General features: G+C 54.2%; 15 protein-coding genes. All 15 read left to right on the top strand.

The genetic code is table 11. The features are described from left to right. Positions 1 to 69: 69 nt before the first annotated feature. The 15 genes from DS878_RS05635 to DS878_RS05565 all read left to right on the top strand — a co-directional run bounded on the left by DS878_RS05635 (position 70) and on the right by DS878_RS05565 (position 16,761). Positions 70 to 864, top strand: coding sequence for an AraC family transcriptional regulator (locus DS878_RS05635; RefSeq protein WP_113815003.1), 795 nt, complete (start codon positions 70 to 72; stop codon positions 862 to 864). A gap of 185 nt (positions 865 to 1,049) precedes the next feature. After that, positions 1,050 to 1,958 carry an ATP-binding protein gene (locus DS878_RS05630; protein ID WP_113815002.1) on the top strand — a complete coding sequence of 303 codons (909 nt, stop codon included), beginning with the start codon at positions 1,050 to 1,052 and terminating at the stop codon, positions 1,956 to 1,958. 21 nt (positions 1,959 to 1,979) lie between these two features. Further along, positions 1,980 to 2,687, top strand: coding sequence for a metallophosphoesterase (locus tag DS878_RS05625; protein ID WP_113815001.1), 708 nt, complete (start codon positions 1,980 to 1,982; stop codon positions 2,685 to 2,687). A gap of 233 nt (positions 2,688 to 2,920) precedes the next feature. Then, positions 2,921 to 3,493: a glycine zipper 2TM domain-containing protein gene (locus DS878_RS15725; protein WP_113815000.1), complete on the top strand. Its 573-nt coding sequence runs from the start codon at positions 2,921 to 2,923 to the stop codon at positions 3,491 to 3,493. 13 nt (positions 3,494 to 3,506) lie between these two features. Continuing rightward, a complete protein-coding gene (locus tag DS878_RS05615) occupies positions 3,507 to 4,136 on the top strand; it encodes a DUF6515 family protein (protein WP_113814999.1) in 630 nt (209 codons plus the stop codon). 100 nt (positions 4,137 to 4,236) lie between these two features. Beyond that, positions 4,237 to 4,920, top strand: a complete 684-nt coding sequence (locus DS878_RS05610; protein ID WP_113814998.1) for a response regulator transcription factor — start codon at positions 4,237 to 4,239, stop codon at positions 4,918 to 4,920. A gap of 9 nt (positions 4,921 to 4,929) precedes the next feature. Further along, positions 4,930 to 6,333 carry an ATP-binding protein gene (locus DS878_RS05605; RefSeq protein WP_113814997.1) on the top strand — a complete coding sequence of 468 codons (1,404 nt, stop codon included), beginning with the start codon at positions 4,930 to 4,932 and terminating at the stop codon, positions 6,331 to 6,333. 87 nt (positions 6,334 to 6,420) lie between these two features. Next, positions 6,421 to 7,641 carry an efflux RND transporter periplasmic adaptor subunit gene (locus DS878_RS05600; protein ID WP_113814996.1) on the top strand — a complete coding sequence of 407 codons (1,221 nt, stop codon included), beginning with the start codon at positions 6,421 to 6,423 and terminating at the stop codon, positions 7,639 to 7,641. Between the two features lie 3 nt (positions 7,642 to 7,644). After that, entirely contained in the window at positions 7,645 to 9,606 is a 1,962-nt protein-coding gene (locus tag DS878_RS05595; RefSeq protein WP_113814995.1) for a MacB family efflux pump subunit, read from the top strand. Positions 9,607 to 9,615: 9 nt separating this feature from the next. Continuing rightward, positions 9,616 to 11,001 carry an efflux transporter outer membrane subunit gene (locus tag DS878_RS05590; RefSeq protein WP_113814994.1) on the top strand — a complete coding sequence of 462 codons (1,386 nt, stop codon included), beginning with the start codon at positions 9,616 to 9,618 and terminating at the stop codon, positions 10,999 to 11,001. A 218-nt stretch (positions 11,002 to 11,219) separates the two neighbouring features. After that, on the top strand, positions 11,220 to 12,602 hold the full coding sequence (locus DS878_RS05585) for a ferric reductase-like transmembrane domain-containing protein (RefSeq protein ID WP_113814993.1): 1,383 nt from the start codon (positions 11,220 to 11,222) through the stop codon (positions 12,600 to 12,602). 23 nt (positions 12,603 to 12,625) lie between these two features. Beyond that, positions 12,626 to 12,841 (top strand): ferredoxin family protein, encoded by a 216-nt coding sequence (locus DS878_RS15720; protein WP_113814992.1) that lies wholly within the window; start codon positions 12,626 to 12,628, stop codon positions 12,839 to 12,841. A 23-nt stretch (positions 12,842 to 12,864) separates the two neighbouring features. Continuing rightward, positions 12,865 to 14,604: an FAD-binding protein gene (locus DS878_RS05575; RefSeq protein ID WP_222837442.1), complete on the top strand. Its 1,740-nt coding sequence runs from the start codon at positions 12,865 to 12,867 to the stop codon at positions 14,602 to 14,604. 20 nt (positions 14,605 to 14,624) lie between these two features. Further along, the gene (locus DS878_RS05570; protein WP_222837441.1) at positions 14,625 to 16,073 is read left to right on the top strand and encodes an ATP-binding protein; all 1,449 of its coding nucleotides are present in this window, start codon (positions 14,625 to 14,627) and stop codon (positions 16,071 to 16,073) included. 1 nt (position 16,074) lies between these two features. Next, a complete protein-coding gene (locus DS878_RS05565; protein ID WP_113814989.1) occupies positions 16,075 to 16,761 on the top strand; it encodes a response regulator in 687 nt (228 codons plus the stop codon). The last annotated feature ends 304 nt before the right edge of the window (positions 16,762 to 17,065 follow it).

Below are 17,065 nucleotides of genomic sequence, written 5' to 3'. Positions count from 1 at the left end.
TCACCTGAGTCATAATGCTACGATCCGCTGAAGTCCGTCTAACGACTAAAGGGCATCTGTCATTGAATTATGGACATCTCAAAGCATTTGCCATCCAGCGATAGCCTGGCTGCAGCGGCAAGCGGTGTATCGACCCTCGCTCTGGATCTCAACGATGGTATCGATATCGACGTGCACCATCATCAGCAGGCACAGGTGCTGCTCTCCACCCAAGGGGTGTTGATGGTCACCACCCGGAGTGGCTGCTGGATAGTGCCAAGCAACTATGCGTTGTGGATACCGCCCGGAGTTCGGCACCGCACCAGAACACTTGGCGCCGTCAGCATCAAAAGTGTCTACCTTGACGAGCGCACGATCAACCTGGGCAGCGACTGCCTGGTGCTGGAAATAACACCGTTAACCAAAGAGCTCATGATCGCAGCGTCACAGGTTGATGGAAGCGAACACCCGGATCGGCGAAACGAGCTTGTGTTCAGTTTGCTGCTTGAAGAGCTGTCCCGGGCTGAAACCGGTTCGGTTTTTTTGCCGCTTCCTCAGAAAGGCCCGCTGCGCGACCTGTGCCATCGCCTCGTAGCTACGCGCACTCTGGATTGGGGGCTGGCCGAATGCGCCACACACCTGGGCGTCAACGTAAAGACCATTCAGCGGTGGTTCGACCGTGAACTCGGTATCACCTATGGAAAATGGCGAAAGCAGGCCCGGTTGCTCGTTGCACTGGAAGAGCTTGCGCTGGGACGAAGCATCCTTGATGTCGCTCTGGAGGCTGGTTACTCCAATCCCAGTGCCTTTACCGCAATGTTCCGCCGTGAGTTCGGTATCGCGCCAACGGCTTTCCAGAGGTCCCAGCACAAAGCGTCTGATTGATGCCCCGGAATAGCTAAATGGGGGGCTTTATGGGTTCAGCCGGGCCAGTCTGTTTTCCCGTCTGCCAATAACGCGTAATTCATCCGAAAATGTCCATTAATCGACGATCGGGGTCTATCCATCGTTAGACGGGGGTGGCGGGTGTTGGCAAGCTTAATCCCCCACGATAACCCTGGTTACAAGCAATGAGCGCCAATCAATCTATGCCACTCCAGCACGAGCTGCTGAAACAGTTAACTCGGATTGCAGATGCTCTGGAGCGGGCATATCCCAAGGAGCCCGATCAGCAACTGGACCCCGATGTCATCGCCTTTCAGTGGCAGTACCGTCTGACACAAGGGGGAAGGAAAGCGGTTTTGCTTCCCGTTCCGAACCCCGGACTGATCAGCTTTGATCAACTGAAGTCGGTAGATCGACAGAAGAAGCTCATTCGGCAAAATACCATTCAGTTTCTTGAAGGCAAGCCTGCCAATAACGTGCTGCTGACAGGCTCACGGGGCACGGGCAAGTCTTCGCTGGTGAAGGCCTGTCTCCATGAATTCCACTGTCAGGGTCTTCGGTTGGTTGAAGTCGACAAGGAAAGCATCGGCGATCTGCCGGAAGTCATCGATATTCTGAGCGGCCAGCAGGGCAGGTTCATATTATTCTGTGATGATCTGTCTTTTGAAGAGGGTGACATAGGCTACAAGCGCCTCAAAACTGCCCTGGATGGCTCCATAGCCGGACAAGCCACCAATATCCTGATCTACGCCACCTCCAATCGTCGCCACCTCATTGCCGAGCGTATGTCAGATAATCTGAATATGACCCGGGGTGCAGACAACAGACTCCATCCCGGTGAGGAAATCGAAGAAAAGATCTCCCTGTCCGAGCGGTTCGGGCTCTGGATATCCTTCTATGGCTTTTCGCCCGATGAATATCTTGAAGCCGTCAGGCATTGGCTTAAAGAGTACGGGGTACCGGATGAGGCGTATGAAGAGGCGGTCATACATGCAAACCGCTGGGCAACCCAGAGAGGCTCCCGTTCCGGACGTATTGCGGCGCAATTTGCCCGTGACTATGCCGGACAATTTTCCGGCGCTTTGCCATTGTAAGGCTCCGACAGGCAATGCGAGATGAGCGATTTTCTGAAGCTGAGCAAGAATACGGGCGGCCGTGATTTTATTGTCGGCGATATACACTTCAAAATGCCCGACTTTTTCCATGGCCTTAACAAACTTGATTTTAACCCTGCGCATGATCGTATTGTTTCTGTCGGGGATCTGGTCGACCGGGGCCCCGATCCGGCAGGTGGACTGAAGCTATTGGACGAGCCCTGGTTTCACATGGTGATGGGCAACCATGAGCAGATGCTCATTCAGGCGTACGACAATGATCCATGCGGATCTTCTCCTGCAGGAGGGGCGGCCTGGTGGGATTTGATCGATCAGCGGTCCCGCCTCCGGATCGTCCAGCGACTCAAATCTCTTCCGGTTACGATCGAACTGGAATCTGAGCAGGGGATAATCGGGATAGTTCATGCCGACGTTCCTGTCGGGATGGGGTGGTCCGATTTCAGGGACGACCTGGTCAACGATGAAACGAAACATTACGCGCTTTGGAGCCGGAAGCGGGTCAGAGAGGCAATAGCGTCAGGCGTTCATGATGTATGGCGTGTTTGCGCGGGCCATACCAGAGTTCCGGCACCACTGCGGCTGGGCAACTATCTTGCCCTTGACTGCACGGGGGGAAACGACGGTGCTCTCGCTTTCTACGCTGTTGAGGAGGATCGCATCTACACTTTTAACAGGTGTAGTAGTCCATCAAGTAATCATAGACAGTAATGATTACTGGCAGGTAGTCGCCGTGCAAAAGCCCATGTCCTCATGGGCTTTTGTGTTTTTGGCGGATAACTTCAGATACCAACTCCCCAGGATATCCACTCCATCTGCACACTTTTTGCACAATGCGTTTGTAAACTTTCTGACTAACGAAGCAGGCAGTCTACCGGTGTGGCCTTTCCGGCATTATCCGGAGATTGATGATGAGAGCCGGCAGGTCTGGTCAGGAGTACAAGATGTTAATCCATCGGAAAACCTTTAAATGGTTCATGGCACTGTTTGGCACATCCATGGTGCCGGTCTGGGTTGGCGTAATAATGCTGGCCGGTTGTGCCGCGCCACGCGCCAGCGTGCAGAGCATTCCGCCGTCCGTCGATACTGCCGAAGTGGTTGCCTATCCACTACACGGCCAGAGTGAACGCCAGGTTCGCCAGGATCGTTATGAATGCTATTTGTGGGCAGTACGCCAGAGCGGTTATGACCCGGCAGCTCAGACCGACACTGCAGAGGCCGTGCCTGAGGTTGTGCCTGAACCAGCCGCAGGCGCCGCGACGGTAGCGGGCACTGTCACTGGAGCTACAGTCGGCGCGTTGGCATCGGGACCACGCCATCAGGGTGCTGGTGTGGTAATTGGTGCGGTGGTAGGGGCGTTGGCCGGAGCCAGCGTGGATGCAGACCAGCAGGCCCGCGCCGAAGCAGCCCAGTCCCGCTATGCTGCCAGCGTTGTCGAGGCGGAGAACCGCCGTATTGAGTCCTATCGACGCGCCCTGTCGGCGTGTCTTGATGCACGTGGTTATAGCGTTCGCTGACCAGGAGATGAGTATGAAACAGCTAATCCGATACCTAGCTATAGTGACTGTTTTGTCGTTGAGTAGTCTGCAGCCTGTACAAGCCGCCTCTGGGCGGGATCCGGGTGTTTCCCGGCAGGAGGCCATTCTCCATCCTTCGCGCGGGGCGGTGGTTGACCGGATACCGCGGGGGCACAAAGTGTATAACTATCGGGGTCATTCCTACCACTATCACGATGGTGTCTGGTTTCGGCCATTGGGTAATCGATTCATGGTAGTGGCGCCCCCGGTCGGCCTGGTGGTGCCTGTCCTGCCGAGGGGAGCAATCATACTGACCATCGGTGGAGTGCCTTATTATCGCTATGGAGACGTCTATTACCGGCATGAGCAAGATGGTTACAGGGTGGTCGAGCCCCCGGCTGACGCGACGGTAGTCTCAAACCCGGCATCGGAAGAGCTGTTCGTCTATCCGCGCGATTCACAAAGCGCAGAGCAGCAGGCCAGCGACCGCTTTGAGTGCCACGAGTGGGCGAGCGATCAGACCGGCTACGATCCGACTCGGGATGGCGGTGGAGTCAGTGAGAAGGTGCGTGCTGAGCGGCGCAGTGATTACTTGCGGGCGATGACCGCCTGTCTGGAAGCGCGTGGCTATAGCGTGCGTTGAGCAGTGATTTGTTCGGGAGGAAGGCAATTTATTGTTTTTATGTGATAATTCATCGATAGAGACAGTAAGCGTAATAGACGGAGCCTCAACCTAAATCCTGATGCACATATTGCTTGTCGAAGATGAACAGAAAATTGCGGATTTTATCTGTGAAGGATTGCGCGCCAGGAACTTCACGGTAACCCATTGTGCCGATGGCCATCGGGGCTATGAGGCGGCGAGTCAGAATGTTTTCGATGTCATCATTCTCGATATTATGCTGCCGGGCCGTGATGGCCTGGACGTTCTGCGCTCTCTCAGGCAGGCTGGTATTGATACTCCTGTCATTCTCCTGACCGCCCGCAATGAGTTGGGCGATCGAGTTCAGGGGCTGGAAATGGGTGCTGACGATTACCTCGCCAAGCCTTTCTACGTGGAAGAACTGAATGCCCGGATTCAGGCCGTATTGAGACGGCACGGCGGTACACCCCGACATCTGGTCAGGGTAGGGTCGCTGGAACTGGACTGCATTAACCGGACTCTCTGCTGTCAGGAACAGACTACTGAACTCAGTAGCCGGGAGTTCAGCCTGCTTGAGTACCTGATGCGCAGCCCCGGTCAGGTTCTCACACGGGGACAGCTGCTGGAACATGTCTGGGGCTACGATTTTGATCCCTGCACCAATGTTGTTGATGTGTGTATCAAACGAATCCGCCGCAAGATTGACTCGCTTGATAGCGCGGGCAAAATGGCGGGTGTTATCGAATCCGTGCGGGGTACCGGATACCGCCTGAGTCCCCGCTGAGGCTGTTGCATGCATTTCCGCATCCGAATTTTTGCCATATCCATCCTGACGGTGAGTGCGGTGCTCGCGACTGTGATCATTCTTAGCTGGTCACGCATTGTGCAGGTGGAGCTGGGGCGTCTGGATGATCGCCTGTGCATGGAAACCAGGCGCACCATTCCCCGTTTTGATGAAAACGGCTTTCCCCGTAATCTGGCGACCCCAGGAACTACCGATGTGGCATTGGCGCCGTTGCTTGAGGATCTGGTTGACAAGTTACGGGTAGCCTCCTCCGGACAACTGATGCTCCGAATCGAATCCGCTGAACACAATCTGTTGATAGAAACGACAGGTGCCGGTACCCGTGAGTTAATTGACCGGCTGGACTGGGTCAACGCGGGGCAGCCCCACGAACGGTGCCGGCTGGCCTCCTTTGAGTATCAGCAGAATCCGTGGCGGGCCGGCTTCTTTCAGAATGAAGACAAAACCAGCTTTATCGCGGTGAACCTGTCCGCTACTACCAGCGAGCTGGAAAGCACCCTGCAGCAGGCGCTGATCGTTGTGATTCCCATCTCTTTGCTGCTCAGCGTTCTGGGGGCATGGCTGATTGCCAGTCACACCATCCGCCCGGTACGCCACCTGCAGCAGGCCATGGGGCTGGTGACGCAGAAGGATCTCAGCCACCGCTTGTCCGGACATAAAGAAGACAAAGAATTCCAGGTGCTGATCGAAGCCTATAACACCATGCTGGACAGGCTGGAAGACAGTTTTCAGCAGATTTCCCGCTTCACTGCTGATGCGGCCCATGAGCTGAAAACACCGCTTACTGTGCTAAGGGGGAAGCTGGAGCAGGCGGTGCTCGCTGAAGACTCCTCGCAGCTGGATCTGAACGCTATTCTGGACGAAGTGGGGCAGTTATCTGCCATCACCCGTAAGCTTCTGCTTCTGTCACAGGCGGACTCTGGCTCCATGGCGCTGCATCTGGAGCGGGTCAACATCAGCGAGTTACTGGACGAACTGATAGCCGATATGGAGCTGTTGTCGGATGGTCTGGTGATTCATCGTGATATTGAGCGGGATTTGATCACCAAAGCGGATTTGGTGTTACTGAGGCAGTTGCTGAATAATCTGCTGGCTAATGTGATGCGTTACTGCCTTCCGGAGAAGGGGGTGACGATTCAGGCCTGTCGAAACGGATCTTCCATAGAAGTACTGATCAGCAATTACTGCATTCCCATGTCTGCGGATGTCAGGAAGCATCTGTTCGACCGCTTTTATCGTGGTGAGCCAGAGCACACCCGGGGGGTGTCCGGTAGTGGTCTTGGTCTGAGTCTGTCCCGGGAAATCGCCCGTGCCCACGGGGGGGATCTGACTCTGGAGCCAGGCTCACAGGATATTGTTTTGATGAAGTTATCTCTGCCAGTCGTTAAATGACAACATTGTCACTCGTGTCCGGAGCCTGATCGATAGACTTACGGTGACTCATCGAATCGTTACCATAATCGCTGTGGGTATTGGGCCATGAACCGGAAAATCCTGTCTCCTTTTATCATTCTGCTGATCGTCGTCGGAATTGCCGCCGCTGTAGGCTACCAATACACAATGACGGGAACGGCTCCGCCCGCCTTCATTACGGATACCGTCAGAAAGGGGAACATTGAAAACGTGGTACTGGCAAACGGGGTGCTTTATCCCTCGAAGCTGGTCAGCGTCGGGGCTCAGGTATCCGGCATGATCGATAAAATGGATGTAGAGGTTGGCGACTACATCAAGGAGGGTGACCTGATTGCCCAGATCGATAATCTTGCTCAGCAGAACGCCCTTAAAGAAGCCCAGGCATCCCTCAAGAGTATCAATGCCCAGTATGTGGCCAAGCAGGCGCAGATCAAGGCTGCCGAGGCTGAGTTTATCCGCAAGAAAAACATGCTGAAAGATGGTGCCACTTCGCAGGCAGAATACGATGAAGCTGAATCCACTCTGGCGGTTTACCGGGCAGAACTGGATCAGCTCAGCGCCGAGAAGGAGAAAGCGGTTATCAGCGTTGATGATGCCAAGCTTGACCTTAGCTACACAACCATCTCTTCACCAATGGACGGTACCGTTATTTATGTTTCCGTTGAAGAAGGGCAGACCGTAAACACCAATCAGAGTACCCCCAGCATTATTGAACTGGCTCAGCTGGACGTCATGACTGTCAAAGCCCAGGTGTCTGAAGCCGACATAATTCATGTACATCCCGGGCAGGAGGTGTACTTCACCATTCTGGGTTCGACGGGGAAACGGTATCCGGGCGTTCTGCGGTCCATTGAGCCCGGCCCGACGCTCCTCACCGGGGATGATACGACTCTGACCATCGGCGACGATGAAGCGATTTATTACAACGCCCTGTTTGATGTGGAAAACCCGGATAACGAACTGCACTTTGGCATGACCGCGCAGGTATCCATCGTCCTGGAAAACGCAGCGGATGCGCTGCTGGTGCCAGCCCAGGCGCTGGTCAGAAAGCCTGGCCGCGGTGATTTCTGGCAGGTGCTGGTGACGCAGGGCGACCACGCAGAACCTCGCGATGTGGAAGTGGGCATCAACAACAAGATTTACGCTCAGATCCTGTCCGGACTGGAGGAAGGTGATGAGATCGTTATTGGCCAGTCCTCCGGAAGTGATCAGGCCGATGCGGGCCTCCCTATGGGTGGGCGTCCCGGGCTCGGCGGCCCCGGTGTGGGCGGCGGCATGAGGTTCTAGGGTATGTCTGAAGCTCTGCTGAAGGTTGTGGATGTATACCGTAGTTTTGGTGCCGGAGAACAGGAACTGACGGTACTGAAGAACATCAATCTGGAAATTCATCGTGGCGAGATGGTTGCCATTATCGGCGCGTCCGGGTCGGGGAAATCCACACTGATGAATATCCTGGGTTGTCTGGACAAGCCAACCCGGGGCCGTTACCTCATAAATGGCCAGGATACGTCCAGGATGCATGACGATGAGTTGGCCGCTCTGCGTCGTGAACATTTCGGTTTTATTTTTCAGCGTTACCACCTGCTCAGTGACCTCACGGCACTGGGGAACGTTGAAGTACCTGCTTTGTATGCCAATGACAGTCCCCATGAGCGCGAAAAAAAAGCAAAAAAACTGCTCACCAGGCTCGGGCTGGAGGATCGTCTGGACCATAAGCCTAACCAGCTCAGTGGTGGTCAGCAGCAGCGGGTCAGTGTGGCCAGAGCTCTGATCAACGGTGGTGATGTAATCCTGGCGGATGAGCCCACGGGGGCACTGGACAGCCGCAGCGGCGAAGAAATGATGAAACTGCTGCGGGAACTGCATCAGGATGGTCACACCATTATTCTGGTTACCCACGATCCGGGCATCGCGGAGTTTGCTGACCGTGTTATCGAGATCAAAGACGGCGAGATTATCCGTGATCAGCCGAACCCTGGTGTACCAGAGAGCCGCGTGCCAATTGCAGTACGGGGGGATATGGAAGGCAAAACCCGTAAGGTAAGGCCTGCTCTGAACTGGTCCCGTTATCTTGAAGCCTTCAGAATGGCGGTGATCGCCATGTCCAATAACCGTCTGCGCACCTTTCTGACCATGCTCGGTATTATTATCGGCATTGCCTCCGTGGTGTCTGTGGTGGCCCTGGGTGCGGGCTCGCAGCAGTCGATTATGGATCAGATTGCCTCCATGGGAACCAACACCATTGAGATCAAACCCGGCACCGGTCGGGGGGACCGTCGTTCCGATCGTGTGCGCACTCTGACGGCCGGTGATGCCGGTGCCCTGAAAAATCTGTCCTATGTGGACAGTGTGACACCCACGGTCAGAGCCAATGTGGCGATCCGCTACGGCAATGAAACGGTAACCGGTTCAGTGCAGGGGGTGGGTACCGAGTACTTCCGGGTGCGCGGTTATACCCTGGCACAGGGGCAGTCATTTGATGAAGAGAGCGTAGAAGCGCTGGAGCAGGTGGCGGTCATTGACCCGAACACCGAAGAAGAGCTGTTCCCCGACGGGGAGGCGCTGGGCAGTGTGATCTTTCTTGGCCGTCTGCCGGTGCGGGTCATTGGCGTCACCGATGACATAGACAGTGTCACCGACAGTAGTGATGAGCTGAATGTCTGGCTGCCTTATACCACTGTGTCCGGGCGTATCTACCGGCAGAACTATGTCAGCGATATCACCGTCCGGGTCAGTGACAATGTGTCCACAGAAGTGGCCGAGCAGGGAATCATTGACCTGTTGACCACCCGCCACGGTATTGTGGATTTCTTCACCATCAACACCGACACCATACGCAAGAGCATCGAACAGACCTCTGAAACCATGACCCTGCTGATCTCCGCTATCGCCTTTATCTCACTGCTGGTGGGAGGCATCGGCGTGATGAATATCATGCTGGTTTCGGTTACGGAGCGGACGGGCGAGATAGGCATACGAATGGCTGTGGGGGCCCGGCAGGGAGACATCATGCGTCAGTTTCTGATTGAAGCTGTATTAGTCTGCTTCTGTGGCGGCATTCTGGGTGTTGCGCTTGCCTATCTTTTGGGGGCTGTCATCACCTATACGGGCAGCGACTACCAGATGATCTATTCGACGGCGTCGATAGTTGCTGCGTTTGTGTGCTCGACCCTGATCGGTATTATTTTTGGCTATTTCCCGGCCCGTAACGCCGCGCGGCTTAACCCTATTGATGCACTCTCCAGAGACTAGGAGAACACAATGAATCTGATGATAAAGACTTCAGCTGCGGCCCTGTGCGTCATGTTACTGGCTGGCTGCAGCGCCATGCGCAGTGAGTATCAGCAACCACAGCTGGATATCCCCCAGGGCTGGTCTCAGGCAGGGGCACAGGAGCAGGGCAGCGCGGCCCTTGCACAGCCTGAGCGGTGGTGGACCCGGTTTCAGGACCCGGCACTCAATAGCCTGATAGAACGGGTGCTGGCATCCAACAGCGATCTGGAAAAAGCAACGCTGACCTTGAGAAAAGCCTTGCTGGAGGCGGGTGTCAGTGAAAACAACAAGTTCCCCAGGCTGGGGTTTGCACAGGACTCTTCCTACCAGCGGGATCTGGATTCCGGGTCATCGGATACCAGTTACGGCGCGAGCCTGTCCCTGAGTTATGAGCTGGACCTGTGGGATCGTATCAATGCCCTGGCGGACGCCAGTGAGCTGGCTGCGAGAGCCAGCTATGAAGACAGGGAGAGTCTGGCCCAGGACCTGGTGGTTACTACGGCCACCCTCTACTGGAATGTTGGCTATCTCGAACAGAGGATCGCTCTGGTCAGTGACAACCTGAAGGACAGCGAACGCATTGCGGAGCTGACCCGGTTACGACATGAGAATGGCTCCAACACGCAGCTGGAGGTGGTTGAGTCGAAGCAGGCCGTGTTTGATCTGCAGCTGCAGCTGAGCCAATTGCAGCAGGAACTGTCAGAAGCCCGGAATTCGATTTCCATATTGCTTGACCAGCCGCTTCAGGAGACGGGTGTAGCCATTGAACAGTTGCCCGACCAGCCTGTACCGGACATCGCCGCGGGACTGCCGGCGGATCTGCTGCTGCGCAGACCGGATATCAGGGCCAGCCTGTATCAGCTGAAATCCGCACTTGCCTCAAAAGATGCCGTGGCTGCGAGTTACCTGCCAACCATCACTCTGACCGGAGCACTCAATACGTCATCCTCCAGCCTGGTGGAGTTGCTGCAGAATCCGGTGGCCAAGCTGGGGAGCGGCATAGTCCTGCCTTTTCTGGAGTGGCGTGAGATGCAGCTGAACAAGGAGATCTCCGAAGTCGATTACCAGATGGCTGTGGTGGATTACAGGGATACCATCTACCAGGCCTTTGAAGAAGTGGATAACCTGCTGACCGCCAAAAAACACTATGACTATCAGAGTGGTATCTATAAAGAGCAATTCAGTAATGCCCGGGAGATAGAGCGTCTTTACCAGAGCAGGTACACCCATGGCGAGAGCGACATCACTGATTGGCTCAATGCTATGGAATCCCGTCGTGGCATTGAGTCATCCCTGCTGGAGAGCCGCTATAACCAGTTTGTGGTTCAGGCCCGGCTCTATCAGTCACTGGGAGGCGAAGACATTGTTCGTTGAGTGTGACCGGACAGGAATTCGCCATTCCCTGAAAACAGCAGGGTGACTTCTGATTCCGAATCCCCGGGATATCCATTTCATCTGCACGTTTTCTGCACAATCTGGCTGTAAACTCTGTGATTAGTGGAGTGGGGGCAGGTTAAGTGTCTGTTCCCGCTGTCAGCGGCTGCTGGATCTGACGGAATTTTACATTGCTTCAATGCGGGGCTGGGTGAGAGATGAGTGAACATTCATTGGCAGTAAACTTGAGCAGTCCGGTACGCCGGCTATTCCAGATCAGAAAAAGCAATCTGGTCCTTGCTTATCTCGCGATACTGCTGATTCCTTATTTAGCCACCTTTTCGCTGAATATCGACTACAAAGGGTTTTATTCGGCAACGCTAGTGTTTCTGAACACGGTTGCCATGATGGCATTTTTTACTCAGTTCCCGCTGGCAGGGCGCTTCAAACACCTTCCTGTGTTTTCCAATATCGACTGGAGCATGTCGAAGCACAAAAGGGCAGGAAAGTGGATAGGCTTCGTCTTTTTACTCCATCCGATGTTGATATTGGCGCCGCGCTTTCTGGTCTCGTTTGACGATGGTATGACAAGCCTGGCTGAAGCGATCACGTCTCCGCAATTGCTGACAGGGTTGATTGCCTGGGTTGTGATGATCCTGTGGGTTCTGTCTGCCATCTTCAAAGACAGGCTCAGGATCAGCTATGAAACCTGGCATCTGACCCACTTGCTCGGTTTTGTTGTTATCTGTGTACTTGCCACTTTGCACATAACCAGCGTTGGCCGTCACGGGCAGTTTGATGAGCAATTCAATATCCTCTGGTGGGGTTTGTGCGCAATGTCTGTCGGGATTGTTCTGTATAACCAGTTGGTCAAAAAGACCAGGCTGAAAAAGTCACCATTTACCCTGATCAGTATCACCAGAGGTAGCAGCAGAGACTGGCTGGTCAAGCTTCGCAATGACTCATCACAGGATTTCAGTTTTGAGGCGGGACAGTTTATCTGGATGAATACCAGCGGCTCCGTCCACAGTATGAATGAGCATCCGTTTTCTATCGCATCCTGCCGCGAAGAACTACCGGAAATTACGCTGGTAATTCGGGAGTTGGGAGATTACACCTCGCAGCTCGACAGCTTAACCATTGGCCAGAAAGTCTATGTGGACGGGCCTTATGGAAGTATGAGTTTGCGTGACAGTGAAGCAGCCCGGGGCATTACGTTGATTGCTGGCGGTGCGGGTATTGGCCCGATGTTAAGCCTGTTGAGGGAGCTGGCGGCAAATCAAGATCCACGCCCGATACGGTTGATCTATGGCAATAAGGATTATGAGCAGATGGTATTGCAGGGAGAAATTGAATCTCTGCAAAAAACCATGCCTGACTTCCGGCAGCAACTGGTGTGCAAGAACCCGACAAAGGTTCCCGGTGTTCGCCAGGGCGTTATAGTGAAGGATTGCGTTGCAGACGCCATAGATCCTGAGCTTGCCAAAGACTGGGCAGTTTACCTGTGCGGCCCTCCAGGCATGATCTCGTCGGTGACAGAAAATCTGAGATCCCTGGGGATTCCGGAGGCGAATATTCACTATGAGCAACTTTCTTTCTAAACATAAGTCGAAGAGGTAAGGCTATGCCAATCCATCAGATATCTGGTTGTATCGGTTGTAAAACCTGTATCTCCACTTGCCCGACCGATGTGATTCAGTTTGACAAAGAAAGTAAAAAGGCCGTGATTGCTTACCCTGAGGACTGCCAGATCTGTCATCTGTGCCGTCTTTATTGCCCCGTTGATGCGATCACGATCACACCGGAAAAAAGTATTCCGGTTATGGTCTCCTGGAGGTAGCGATTATGTGTTCCGATAAAACAATGTCGCGACGTACATTTATGGGGGCTACTGCCGGTGTTGTTGGTGCGGCGGCTTTTGCTTCGATGGCCTTTGGTGCCGAACCTGTTGTAAACAGACCCAAAATAAACGCCAGCCAGTTCAGGCAGAGTACGCAGGAAACGGATGTGCTTGTGATTGGCGGCGGTATGGCTGCTCTGTTTGCGGCCGTTAAAGCGCATGACGCCGGAGCTAAAGTCACCATGGTCGCGAAGGGCCGGTTGGGAAGTTCTGGTCTGACGCCATTTGCCAAGGGCATTTTCAGCTACGACAAGTCGAATGCCTCGATGAGCATCGACGATTTTGTTGCCGGAGTTTCGGAATCTGCCATAGGCACCAACAATCCGGTTTTCACCCGGCAGCTTGCAGAACATTCCTATGACCGTGTTCAGGAACTGAAGTCATGGGGATTCTTTGACTCAGCCTTATACGCCAACAGCTTTAAGCGGCCCATTGAGGAGCGCGGTATCCCGGTAATTGAGCGTGTGATGATCACGCACCTTGTGAAAGATAAAGGTCGCGTTGTGGGCGCTTCGGGATTCAGCCTGGATGAAAACGACATACTGCACTTCTCGGCCAGAACCGTCGTTCTCTGTACCGGGTCGGGTGGATTCAAGCCAAGTGGTTTCCCTGTGTGCGACCTGACCCACGATGGTTCCATTATGGCCTACGATATTGGTGCCAAAATAACAGGCAAAGAATGGAATGACGGTCATCCGGCGTCTGCAAAAAATTCCGGCTCCTGTTATGACAACTGGCATGGTCAGGTTGAAGAACGCCCAAGTGTCACCGGAGTAGGCATTAATCACCATCTGGGTGTAGATCTTAACTACCGTGCATATCGGCTCGGTGGTCCCGTGGAAATGGGGCCTCCAAAGCCTGGCAGCCACAAAAACGAAACATTTTCTGAAGTTCCTGGCGGTCCCTATGTTCCTCTGGCATTCCGTCAGGCTGGCGGGCCACCACCGCCACCGCAGGACCAGGGTTTGCTGTCTCTGTTCAGGCAAAACAAACCCGGTGGACCTCCTGGAATGGGGGGCGAGTCAGTCGGGGGTTCGTCGGCAGGTATGGCCATCCACAAATCGGAAGGTATTGTCCCGATTGATGATACTGGTTTGAGTACGGTTCCCGGACTATACGCAGCAGGGGATGCGCTGGGTTCCTATATGTCAGGCGGTATCTATACCCAGATCGGTAGTTCTCTGGCTGGTTCAGCGGTGCAGGGAGCTATTGCCGGTGAGGCGGCAGCCAAGGCTAGTGCCGGTGTTGTACGTGTCCCCATGCCAGAAAACAGGCTGGAACAAATCAATGAAGAGATTCTCGCTCCGCTGAAGCGGGAGAGAGGCTACAGCCCCGCATGGGTAACACAGGTTCTGCAAGCGGTAATGATCCCCAACTTCGTTCTGTATATCAAAAAGGAAAGAATGCTGAATGGTGCTCTGGCGTATGTGGAGGAACTGAAAGAGCATCATGTACCCATGTTGCTGGCGGAGGACCGGCATCACCTGAGGCTTGCCCATGAAACCCGTAATATGATTGTCACAGCTGAAATGAAATTAAAGGCATCACTGATGCGCAAAGAGAGTCGCTGCAGTCATTACCGGCTTGATTATCCTGAAATCGATGACGAGAACTGGCAGGCCTGGATTAATATCTACAAAGATGCAGACGGTAATATGCAGCTTGAAAAACAGCCCTTTGACAGATGGCCGGATCAGGCTTGAATAACTTTGTGACCGCTGGAATGAAGCTATCTATTTCGAAAAAACTGATCCTGTCGTTTCTGGGGCTGACCCTGGTAATACTGATATCAACCCTTGGCCTTGCGCGCTGGAGCTTCGAACAGGGGTTCCTTGATTATGTCAATGCTCTGGAGGAATCACGACTGAAGCTGGTCGCGGCCAGCTTGTCCCGGGAGTATGCGGATGCCGGGAACTCCTGGTCCGGGATGAACCGGCAACGGTTTGAGGGAATCCTGTGGGAACATGCGCCGGCCAATCTGGAAGAAGCAGTAAGCATGGGCAGACCACCGCCACGGGGTTTGATGTTGTCGGTTCCGGGTACAGTGCCTTCGTATCCCGCAGGCATGGAGTGGGCCCGGGAACTTGGGCCGCCCACCGCCTTGTATACCACTCAGGGAGAGTTAATTGCAGGCTCTCTCCCGTCTGCAGCCGAGACCAGGCCCATCAGGGTACCGGTGCTGGTTGATGGCGAGCCGGTAGGTGAGTTACGCAGTGCTCCCAGACGTCACTTCAGCTTACCGCAGGAAACCGCATTTTCCCGGCAACAGTGGGTAACCAGTGGCCTGATCGGGATTGTCTCCCTGATGCTGGCGCTCGTGGTTTCATTGTTGCTGACCCGGGTACTGCTGGCTCCGATCCGTCGTGCGATTTCGGCTATTGCTCAGTTATCGAGTGGTGATTATGCCGTTCGGCTCAATGAGCACAGAGCCGATGAGTTAGGCCAGTTGATGGGTGATCTGGACAGGCTGGCCCACAAACTGGAAGAAAGCAGGTCCTCCCGCCAACGCTGGCTTGCCAGTATCTCCCACGAGTTGCGCACACCGGTTACGGTACTCATAGGTGAGATTGAAACCATGAAGGATGGTATCCGGCCCCTGGATATGGCTCAGATTCTCTCGCTGGATCAGGAAGTTTCACGCCTGCGTCGTCTGATTGATGATCTTTATGAGCTCTCCGTATCCGATATCGGTGGCTTGCGTTATTCATTTGCTCCGGTGGATCTCATGCAGCGCGTGACCGCCGCGGTTGATGGAATCCGCGGGCGGGCTACTGATAAGGGCATCGACCTGCAAGTCAGTGGTGAGACGGATAAAATGATAAGTGGTGATAGTCAGCGCCTGGATCAGTTGTTCATCAATCTGCTGGAAAACTCGCTGGCGTACACAGATTCTCCGGGGCGAATAGACATTACGCTGGCCCGAAGGGGAACCAGGATAGTTGTCAGAATTCAGGACACGCCACCAGGTGTGGATGTCGATGAATGCGAAAAGCTGTTTGAGCCACTCTATCGTCATGAGGTATCCCGCAGTCGTCGTATTGCAGGGGTGGGCCTCGGGCTGGCGATCTGCCGGAATATCGTGGAAGCCCATCAAGGAACCATTACAGCGACTCCGTCTGAACTGGGTGGCTTGTGTATCGAGTTGGTTTTTCCAATCACTGCCGGGACATGAAATGACTGACCAGACAATTATCATCGTGGAAGATGAGGATAAGATCGCGCAGATACTCGTCGACTATCTGGAGAAGGATGGTTTTAAAACCCGTGTATTGAACGATGGCTCTGATGCCGTCGCGGTGATCAAGGCTGGTAACCCTGCATTTGTAATACTGGACCTGATGCTGCCGGGAAAGGATGGTTTAAGCATTTGCAGAGAGGTAAGACAGTTTTCCTCTGTACCGATTCTGATGCTCACAGCCCGGGTGGATGAAATCGATCGGTTGCTTGGCCTGGAGATGGGAGCGGATGACTATGTCTGCAAACCCTTTTTACCCCGTGAGGTAGTTGCACGGGTGCGTACCATTCTTCGGCGGGTGAACCAGCCTCCGGTTTCGGGTACCCGCGACATAGTTGAATATCGCGGTATTTCTCTGTTCCCCGACCGCTTTCTGTGCCAGGTCGGGGATGAAGAGCTGGATCTGACGCCGGTGGAATTCCGTATGCTGCAGACCTTGTTGTCCCACCCCGGCAGAGTGTATTCGAGGGAAAGCCTTATGCGGTCAAGCTATCATGACGACCGGGTCGTCAGTGATCGTACTATCGATAGCCACATAAAGAATCTGCGTAAAAAACTTTCCCGGGCTATGGGGGATGAAGAGGTTATTCATTCTACCTACGGTGTGGGTTATAAGATTGAATGATGAAAACTGACGCGTCTGAATCTCCATGAGTTCTCCATAATTCCTCCATAGTTCCTTCTTACTTATTAGCCAGACTGAGCACCTCTACAGCAAAACCAGGAGAGAGTTTGACATGTCACCGAACAACGGTAAGACCAGATTTTTCACAGCGCTTGTTTTCGGGGCGATGGCACTTGCATCCGTATCATGTACGGCTTCAGGAGAGCGTACCAGGCCGCAAGGCCCACCAGCTGAAGCCATTGACGCCTGTGCAGACCTTTCTGAAGGGGATAAGTGCAGCTTCGCTGGTCGGCGCGGTGAGGAA

This window comes from Marinobacter sp. F3R11 (assembly GCF_003318275.1).
Lineage (GTDB): Bacteria > Pseudomonadota > Gammaproteobacteria > Pseudomonadales > Oleiphilaceae > Marinobacter.
Note: the sequence above shows the minus strand (reverse complement) of the source record. Positions and strands in the feature narration are given on the sequence as shown.